This window comes from Actinomycetota bacterium (genome assembly GCA_035536535.1).
Taxonomy (GTDB): domain Bacteria; phylum Actinomycetota; class JAICYB01; order JAICYB01; family JAICYB01; genus DATLNZ01.
The window spans coordinates 1-8325 of record DATLNZ010000179.1 but is presented as its reverse complement, the minus strand read 5'-3'; the positions used below and the strand labels follow the sequence as shown (position 1 = coordinate 8325).

Sequence of the window (8325 nt, the reverse complement as noted above, 5' to 3'; positions counted from 1 at the left end):
GGCCGGGGGGGGTGTGACCTCTCGATGGGGGCCCCCACCAGGGAGCCCCACTCAGTCCAGGACCCGTCGTAGTTGCGCACGTTCGGCACTCCCAGCAGCTCATGCAGGACAAACCACGTGTGCGCCGACCTCTCCCCGATCCGGCAGTAGGCGATCGTGTCCTTGGACGTGTCCACGCCCTCGGACCGGTACAGCGTCAGGAGCTCCTCCGCGTCGCGGAACGTCCCGTCCTCGTCTTGGACGGTCTTTGACCAGGGGATGTTCTTCGCCGTCGGGACGTGTCCCGGACGCTGCGCCGCCTCGTTCGGCAGATGGGCCGGCGCCAGCAGCTTGCCCGAGTACTCGTCCGGCGACCGGACGTCCACGATGTTCTGGCTGCCTATCGCTTCCTTCACCTGGTCCCGAAGGGCCCGGATGGAACTGTCCGGGGTGCCGGGGCGGTAGGTTCTGTTCGGACGGCTGGTCACGTCCGTCGTCAGCGACCGATTCTCCAGCTCCCACTTCTTGCGCCCGCCGTCCATCAGCCGGACGTCGCCGTGGCCGTAGTACCGCAGGTACCAGTAGGCGTAGGCGGCGAACCAGTTGTTGTTGCCCCCGTACAGGACGATCGTCGTGTCGTTGTCGATCCCGGACTCGCCCAACAGCTTCGCGAAATCCTCCGCGGAGACGAAGTCGCGCCGGACGGGATCCTGAAGGTCGGTCTTCCAGTTCCACGCGATCGCCCCGGGAATGTGTCCGGATGCGTATGCGCCCGTGTCCTCGTCCACCTCGACGATGGCAACCGCGTCGTCGGACACGTGCTTCTCGACCCAGTCGAGGTCCACCAGCACCTGGGGCTTGGCGTATCCACCCATGAGTTCCCTCCCTCAACGGCTTCGGCGCGTGCGTGTGCCCGCGTCCGCTTCCCGGGGGGTGGGGGGAGAAAGGCGATGGTATCAGCGCAGGGCGGGGGCTGCGGGGCCCCAGGCCCCCTGTCACCCCGACCGTCTAGAATACGAACATGTGTTCGTTGATTGAGGCAACTGATCGGGCCCACGAGGATCATGTGCGGGCACTGGCGCAGCTTCTGTCGTGCATCAGCGACCTCGGCGCGACCGACGCATGGAAGGACGACGGTGCCGGCGATCTCAGCTCGTGGATCGCCGCCCGGTACCAGCTCGGCCCCCGGACGGCCCGGGAACTCGTAGCGCAGGCCCGGACGGTTCACGAGCGTCCGGCCCTGCAGGAGGCGATGAGTCTCGGCCGGATCTCGACCGACCAGGTCAAGGCCGTAGGAGTCCTGAGCGCGCCCGGTCCCGACGACGCCGCGGCTTGGGTCGGTGCACTCCCCTTCTGGTCCATCGGTGAGCTCGAGCACGAGGCGCGGAAGGAAACCGCGAGGAGGCTGGAGCGCTCCGACAACGGACGTTATCTGCGGCTAGACGTCACGCGCGACGAGCGCTTTATGCGTATACGCGGACAACTCCACCCCGAAGAGGGGGCCCTCGTCCAGAAGGCACTCGACCGCCGCGTGCCGAAGGAGACACACCTCAGGGACTTCGATGCCGCCTACGCCGATGCGCTGGTCGACATCGCCTCGTCGGCAGTGGCACAGGACGGCGACCCGGACCGTGCCACGGTAGTGGTGCACGTTGAGAAGCCGGTCCTGCCTGCGGCTGCTGACGCTCCGGCACCTGTTTCGCGTCCGGCCGACGATCGGACGGCGCCGGCGTGGGTGGAGTCGGACGCATTCGTCCCACACGAGGTAGCCCTCCGCCTTTGTTGCGACGCCAGGCTCGACGTATCCGCCACCGACCCGAGCTCCGGGTCGATGCGCACCGGGCGAGTCGCTCGGACCGTCCCCCCGCACCTCTACAGACGGTTGCGCCGTCGGGACAAGACCTGCGTGTTCCCGGGCTGTGACAGGAAACGCCGCGTGCACGCCCACCACATCATCCACTGGAGCAGCGGGGGGCCGACGACTCTCGACAACCTGATTCTGCTGTGCACCACGCACCACGTTCTCGTCCACGAGGGCAGATGGTCGCTGCGAGGCGAGGCAGGGCCCGGGATCAGCTTCACCCGGCCCGACGGCTCCGTGTTCCAGCCGCGGACGCAGGCACTGAGGGCGCCCCGGGTCCGCTCCGTCGTCCCGGCGGCGATGGTTGCGTCGGCTGCCGCCTCACCCAGGGCGGGTCCGCCGGACACTTCCTGAGTTATCCCCCGGCGGCGCTTCAGTTGCCGAGCAGGTCCGGCCTCCTCTCGCGTGTTCGTCTTTCGGCCTCCGCCCGCCGCCAGCGTTCGATCTCGCCGTGGTGTCCGGACAACAGCACCTCGGGCACGGTCCAGCCTCGGAAGTCCGGGGGCCGGGTGTACTGCGGATGGTCGAGAAGCCCCTCCTCGAAAGACTCCCGTGCTATTGACTCGGGGTCCTGCGCCACCCCGGGCAGGACGCGGGCGACAGCGTCCACGACCACGATCGCCGCGGCCTCGCCACCGGCCAGAACGTAGTCACCGATCGACAGCTCCTCGTCCGCCAGGTGCTCGGCGACACGCTCGTCAACCCCTTCGTAACGTCCGCACAGGAGCACCAGCCACGGCCGCTGCGCCAACTCGCGCACCTTCGCCTGGTCCATCCGGGCACCGGAGGGAGAAAGCAGGACGACGCGCGGACGCCGACCTGCGCCTTCGGGGCCGTCGCCTTCGCCTTCGGGGCCGTCGCCTTCGGGGGCGGGGCCTTCGGGGGCGGGGCCTTCGGGGGCCCGGATCGGCGAGACCGGCTCCCCACACAGGGCCTCCAGCGCGTCGAAGAAGGGCTCTGCCTTCATGACCATCCCCGGCCCCCCACCGTAGGGCTGATCATCGACCTTCCTGTGGCGGTCGCGAGTGTGGTCGCGCAGGTCGTGGACATGCACCTCGAGCAGGCCGCGCTCCACGGCCTTGCCCAGCAGCGAGGCCTGGGTGAACGGTTCGACCGCCTCGGGAAAGATCGTCAGGACGTCGATGCGCACCCGGACATGATGACGAGCCTCGCGGGAGGTTTGGGCCAGCCGCGCTCCGGGAACAGATTCTGTGAATTCGGGAGCGCGAAGAGGACCGCGGTGTGGGGCCGCGGTCCTTTCCCTTTTCCCGGGCCCGGGTCGCCCGACCCCTAGGCCGCCAGGACCGCTCTCGCCACAACCCTGTCGCGGTAGTGGCGGATTCGCCGGTCGAACTGCCCGCCGCAGGTGATGAGGGTCAGCACCGGGCCCCCCACGTCCCCCAGCATCTCGGCGGCGTCCGCCTCGGCACTCACCTGCTGCACCCACTCGACCTTGAACTCCAGGACCCCCTGGGCCCCCGTAACGCGGACCGGGTCCCCCGGCTTGAGGTCCTTGAGCCGGAAAAAGGACCCCTGCCGGCGGTTGTAGTCCTTGTGCCCGGCGAGAAGTGCATTTCCCGCACCCGCCGGAACCCCCTCCCACCAGGCGACGTCCACCGCGTTGCCGGGGGTTCCCATCGCACCGTCCGGGCCGATCCCCACCGGCACGACCGGCGCGCTGACGGCGAGCGACGGCATCTCGATGGTCGTCGGGACGATCTCCGGCACGGGGGTCGGCGTCGGAGCCGGGGGCGGGGTCACGGTCACGGCCGCGCCCACCGGCGAGGCAACCCGTGCGTAGGTCCGCCTCGCGGCCGGTTCGGGCAGCGCCGGAGTCGCCAGGGCCGCGACGGACGCAACAAGGACCAGGGGCCGGCGCAGGCGGCCCAGAGGCAGGGTCATCACCCCAATGCTATTGGAGCGGTTGCGCCCTTACCGCCCGTGAGACCAGGTGCTCAGTCCAGGAGGCCGGGGATGGGGTTGACGACGATGGTCCGCGAGGACGTGTCTACGGACGCGACCAGGTCTGCCACCAGGGGGACCATCCGCTCCCGGCCCCCGGAGTCCACCACCAGCAGGTCCTGGGCGGGCATGTGCAGGACGTCCACGACCCTGCCGGCTTCGGTCCCGTCCGCCAACAGGACGGCGCATCCGACCAGCTCGTGGTCCCAGTACTCGCCCGGCTGCAGCTTCCGGGTCCTGTCGGCGGGGACGCTGAGGTCCGATCCTCGAAGGCTTTCGGCCCCCTCTCGGTCTCCGATCTCCTCGAACGCGACCACGTGGCGGCCCCGGGCGCGCCGGGACGAGCGCACGGTCACCTGACGATCCACCCCCAGAAGCAGGACGGACCCCGTCCGGAACCGCTCCGGGTCGTCGGATACGACCTCGACCTCTACCTCGCCTCGGAGGCCGACTGCCTTGCCCACGTGGCCCACGATGAGATGCGAGGGCCCGTCGACGGCGAACTCGCTACTGGACGATCTCGACGATCGCGTTTCGTCCATCGCGCGTCGCTGCGGCCTGGATGAGCGTCCGGAGCGCCCTGGCGACCCGTCCGTTGCGGCCGATTATCTTCCCCATGTCCTCGGGGGCCACGTGGAGCTGGAGGATCACCGAACGGTGGCCCTCGAGCGTCTCGACCTTGACGGCCGACGGGTCGTCCACGAGGTACCCGGCCACGAACTCGAGGATGTCCTTCATGAAACGGCTCCAGGCGCGAGGTCAGGTCGCGGGGCGCCGCGCGACTGCATCACGCCTTGGCGCCGCCCTTGGCCGCGCCCTTCACCGGTCCACGCCGCGCTTTGGGATCGGCTTTCGGCTTCCGGGGCTGGGACGCGGTGTACTGCGTCCAGATTCCGGTTCGCTTCAGCAGGGCCAGCGTGGACTCCGTGGGCTGGGCCCCCTTGTTGAGCCACGCCAAGGCCTTGTCCGAGTCGATGCTGATCTCACTCGGGTTGGGCACGGGGTCGTACTGGCCGATTATCTCGATGAACTTTCCGTCGCGCGGCGAGCGCGACTCGGCAACGACGACGCGGTAAAGCGGTCGCTTCTTCGCACCGACGCGCATCAAACGGATCTTGACCATGGCTTCCTCTCGTGGGGAACGACCCGTCAACGATACCCGCTCCGGGCCGGCGCGGTCCGGCCGGTCGAAACGGACCGGACGCCTTGCACCAGGGAGCGTGCCCGGCTCCCCTCTGTAGTCTGAGCGCTTCCGGCCGAGGAGGGGCGATGAGAGGGATGACTCCGGAGGACGTCAACGACCTGGTGGCCGTCGCCGACCCTCGGGTTTCCCCGGACGGCAGGACGGCCGCCTATGTGCTGGTGACCATCGACAAAGAGTCCGCCGAGTACCGCAGCGCGGTGTGGGTCGTCCCCCTCGACGGATCGGCGCCCCCGCGCCGGTTCACGTCCGGGTCCAAGCGCGACTCCAGTCCCCGCTGGTCCCCCGACGGCTCGCAACTCGCGTTCACGTCCAGCAGGGAGTCCGATGCCGCGCAGCTGTTCGTCATTCCCGCCTCGGGAGGCGAAGCCGTCAAGCTCACGGACCTCAAGGAAGACGTCGCGCAGCCGGTGTGGTCCCCGGACGGCAGCCGCATCGCCTTCACCTCCCGCGTCCGGGACGCCGCCTACGAGCAGGAGGACGAGCGCAAGCGGGCGCCCCGGCGGTTCAGGCGCCTGGGCTTCAAGCTCGACAGCGTCGGGTGGACCGCCGACAGGCCGAGGCATGTGTTCGTGGTGCAAGCCGACGGATCGTCCGAACCGGTCCAGCTGACGGACGGCGACCACGAGGACTCGGCTCCCACGTGGGCCCCGGACTCGCGCCGCCTGGCCTTTGTCTCGGCCCGGCACGAGGACTGGGACATCGACGCCGCCAACGACATCTACATCGTGGACGCCGGCGAGGGCGACGTCGTCCGGGAGGTCGGGCGACTTACCGCCACCGAGGACCAGGAGGGCGCCCGCGTGCGGGAGGTCTCGCGACTTACCCCCACCGATGCCCAGTACTCCAACCCCTCCTGGTCCCCCGACGGCAGCCTCATCGCCTGCGGTCACACCCCCGCCGGGTTCGACTTCCCGCGACACGGGCAGATCGCGGTCGTGGACGCCTCCACGGGCCGGTCCAAGGTTCTGACGGCGTCACTGGACCGCAACTGCGAGCCGTACCCGGCGGCCCGGGAGCCGATCTGGGCAGGTGATCGCCTTCTGTTCGGCTGCGAGGACCACGGCAACACGCACCTGTACATGGTTCCGGCGGACGGGTCCGGACAGCCCGAGCCGGTAGTGACGGGAGAGCTGCGGGTGGCCGGCTACGACCTCGCGGCCGGAATGGGCGTCCACGTCGCGACGACCGTGCAGCAGCTCCCCGAGCTTTGGTTCGGCGACCGCCGGCTCACGGACCACGGGTCCGACTTCACCGGGGGCAGGGCGCTGTCGGAAGCGGAGCGATTCGTGGCGACGTCCGCGGACGGTTCACAGGTGGACGCCTGGATCATGCGGCCGGTCGATTTCGAGGAGGGCAGTCGATACCCGGTCCTCCTCAATATTCACGGGGGTCCGTTCACCCAGTACGGCAACGGGTTCCTGGACGAGTTCCACGTCTACACGGCGGCCGGTTACGTCGTCGTGTATTCCAACCCCCGTGGGTCGTCGGGCTACTCGGAGGAGTGGGGCCGGGCGATCAGGGGGCCCGCCAACGAAGGGCCCGGCTGGGGCACCCGTGACTACGAGGACCTGATGGCCGTTACCGATGAGGCGTTGAGCCGCTACGACTTCTGCGACCCCGACCGCGTCGGGGTGATCGGCGGGTCGTACGGCGGGTACATGACTACGTGGATCGTGGGACACACCAAACGATTCGCGGCCGCCTGCTCGGAGCGCGCCGTCAACAACTGGGTGTCCATGTACGGGTCCAGCGACGCCGGCTGGATCTTCAAGGGGTACATCGGCTCCGAGTTGCATGAGGACGTCGACACCTACGTCCGGCTGTCACCATCGACCTACGCTCCGGACATCACCACTCCCCTGCTGATCCTGCACTCGGAAAACGACCTGCGATGTCCGGTCGAGCAGGGCGAGCACCTGTTCACGACACTGCGCCTGCTCAAACGTGACGTGGAACTGGTCCGCTTTCCCGCCGAAAGCCACGAGCTGTCGCGGTCCGGGAGCCCAGCCCACCGCGTCATGCGCTTTGAGGCGATCCTGGAGTGGTTCGGGCGTTACCTGCGTCCAGAGACGCAGGCACGGTAAACGGCGCTTGCGCAGCTCAGCAGGGCGGGCTGCCTAGACGGCCCGCGGACCCGCCAGCCACGGCTGACGGATGTCGGTGTACCTAAGGTCCTTTGTGAGGGCGCTGATCTCGTCGAGGTACTTCTGGATCTCGGGCGCAGCCATCTTGGACTCGCCCTCGCGGGCCGTCTCTTCGGACGTGAAGTAAAAGGCCTCCGTCAGGGACCCGTCGCCGTGGTAGGCGATGATTCCGCCCATGATCTCGGGACGCTGAAGGAGCAGCAGCGACTCGAGGTCGCGCACGACGGCACGGAACCGCTCCTCATCGGTCACGGCTCCCTCGATGAGCTGGACGAACCCGGCCTGGTCCGACCCGCCGCCCATGACGAAGTCGACGTCGCTGGACTCCTTGAAGCTGACGTCGCCGTCCAGGTGTTCGCTCAGCTTCTCGAACCACTTCCCCTGCTCCGGGCGGCTGCTGTTGGCGCGAGCTTCCTCCTCGGAAGCGAACCGGGCGATCCCGACCATCTCGCCGTCGTCGGTGAGGCCGACCGTTGACCCGAGCCACCCTGGCGCTCCTTCCGCCAGTTCGGCGACCCATCGGTCAAACTGCTCCCTGACCCCCGCCTTGTCCTTCGTGCGTGCCCTGAAGATCTGAACGAACATTGGCCCCCCCCCGGTGTCTGGTTGGCTGCGTCCTGGACGGACGGCCCCGTCACAAAGGTACCCGCCGGGGCCCCGGGGCCGCCACGGGCCACACTCTTCCTGACTCAGGCGTAACCTCTTTCCGGATATCTCTGAGGAGGGAAACGGAATGGATCGCAATCACGAATTCACCGTGGGGCTGCCCGACGGCGGCCAGTACGAGGTAGCTCTGCTGTCAGAGGTGGAGACGGTGTCGCAGAACGGGTCGACGGTCCTTCGGCTGCCGTGGATCGGCGTGGACGCGAAGGGCGACTCGGAGGAGGAGGTGCTCCCGCAGCTGCTCGGGGGCCTTCAGGAGAAGATCGGCGCGGGCCCCGGCTCCCCGGACTTCGAACGATTCGCGGAGTACGTCCGGAGCAAGGGCCGCAGGCTGTCCGACGAGGAGGTCGCCGGGCGCGAGGAGAAGCGGTTCAAGTCCCAGACGCTGCGGTCGATCCTGACGCCCGATGAGCACTATGAGGTACAGCTCTTCGCCGATGCCGAGGTGGATCGGGCGGGCGACCGCGTGACCGTGAGGCTGCCGTGGATCGACGTCGAAGGGTCGGGCGCCA

The 8325-nt window shown here is 68.7% G+C and carries 10 protein-coding genes; 3 read left to right on the top strand and 7 right to left on the bottom strand.

What is annotated here, in order from left to right; translation table 11 throughout:
• On the bottom strand, window positions 1–854 hold an 854-nt coding region (locus VNE62_11940), incomplete at its 3' end, for a sulfurtransferase (GenBank protein ID HVE92991.1).
• A 146-nt stretch (window positions 855–1000) separates the two neighbouring features.
• Here VNE62_11940 and VNE62_11935 point away from each other — a divergent pair.
• Complete coding sequence (locus tag VNE62_11935) at window positions 1001–2194, top strand: HNH endonuclease (protein HVE92990.1); 1194 nt, start codon at window positions 1001–1003, stop codon at window positions 2192–2194.
• A 19-nt stretch (window positions 2195–2213) separates the two neighbouring features.
• Here VNE62_11935 and trmD read toward each other — a convergent pair whose 3' ends face one another.
• From trmD to rpsP, 5 genes are all read right to left on the bottom strand, one after another.
• Window positions 2214–2990, bottom strand: coding sequence for a tRNA (guanosine(37)-N1)-methyltransferase TrmD (gene trmD, locus VNE62_11930; protein ID HVE92989.1), 777 nt, complete (start codon window positions 2988–2990; stop codon window positions 2214–2216).
• A gap of 140 nt (window positions 2991–3130) precedes the next feature.
• A complete protein-coding gene (locus VNE62_11925) occupies window positions 3131–3742 on the bottom strand; it encodes a class F sortase (GenBank protein ID HVE92988.1) in 612 nt (203 codons plus the stop codon).
• 53 nt (window positions 3743–3795) lie between these two features.
• Window positions 3796–4275, bottom strand: coding sequence for a ribosome maturation factor RimM (gene rimM, locus VNE62_11920; GenBank protein ID HVE92987.1), 480 nt, complete (start codon window positions 4273–4275; stop codon window positions 3796–3798).
• 34 nt (window positions 4276–4309) lie between these two features.
• The gene (locus VNE62_11915) at window positions 4310–4540 is read right to left on the bottom strand and encodes a KH domain-containing protein (GenBank protein ID HVE92986.1); all 231 of its coding nucleotides are present in this window, start codon (window positions 4538–4540) and stop codon (window positions 4310–4312) included.
• Window positions 4541–4589: 49 nt separating this feature from the next.
• A complete protein-coding gene (rpsP, locus tag VNE62_11910; GenBank protein HVE92985.1) occupies window positions 4590–4925 on the bottom strand; it encodes a 30S ribosomal protein S16 in 336 nt (111 codons plus the stop codon).
• Window positions 4926–5071: 146 nt separating this feature from the next.
• On the opposite strand from rpsP, the gene VNE62_11905 reads away from it, so the two are divergent.
• Entirely contained in the window at window positions 5072–7090 is a 2019-nt protein-coding gene (locus tag VNE62_11905; protein ID HVE92984.1) for a S9 family peptidase, read from the top strand.
• Between the two features lie 33 nt (window positions 7091–7123).
• On the opposite strand, the gene VNE62_11900 is transcribed toward VNE62_11905, so the two are convergent.
• A complete protein-coding gene (locus VNE62_11900) occupies window positions 7124–7735 on the bottom strand; it encodes a hypothetical protein (GenBank protein ID HVE92983.1) in 612 nt (203 codons plus the stop codon).
• A gap of 148 nt (window positions 7736–7883) precedes the next feature.
• On the opposite strand from VNE62_11900, the gene VNE62_11895 reads away from it, so the two are divergent.
• Window positions 7884–8325: hypothetical protein (locus tag VNE62_11895; GenBank protein HVE92982.1), on the top strand; the 442-nt coding region annotated here is incomplete at its 3' end.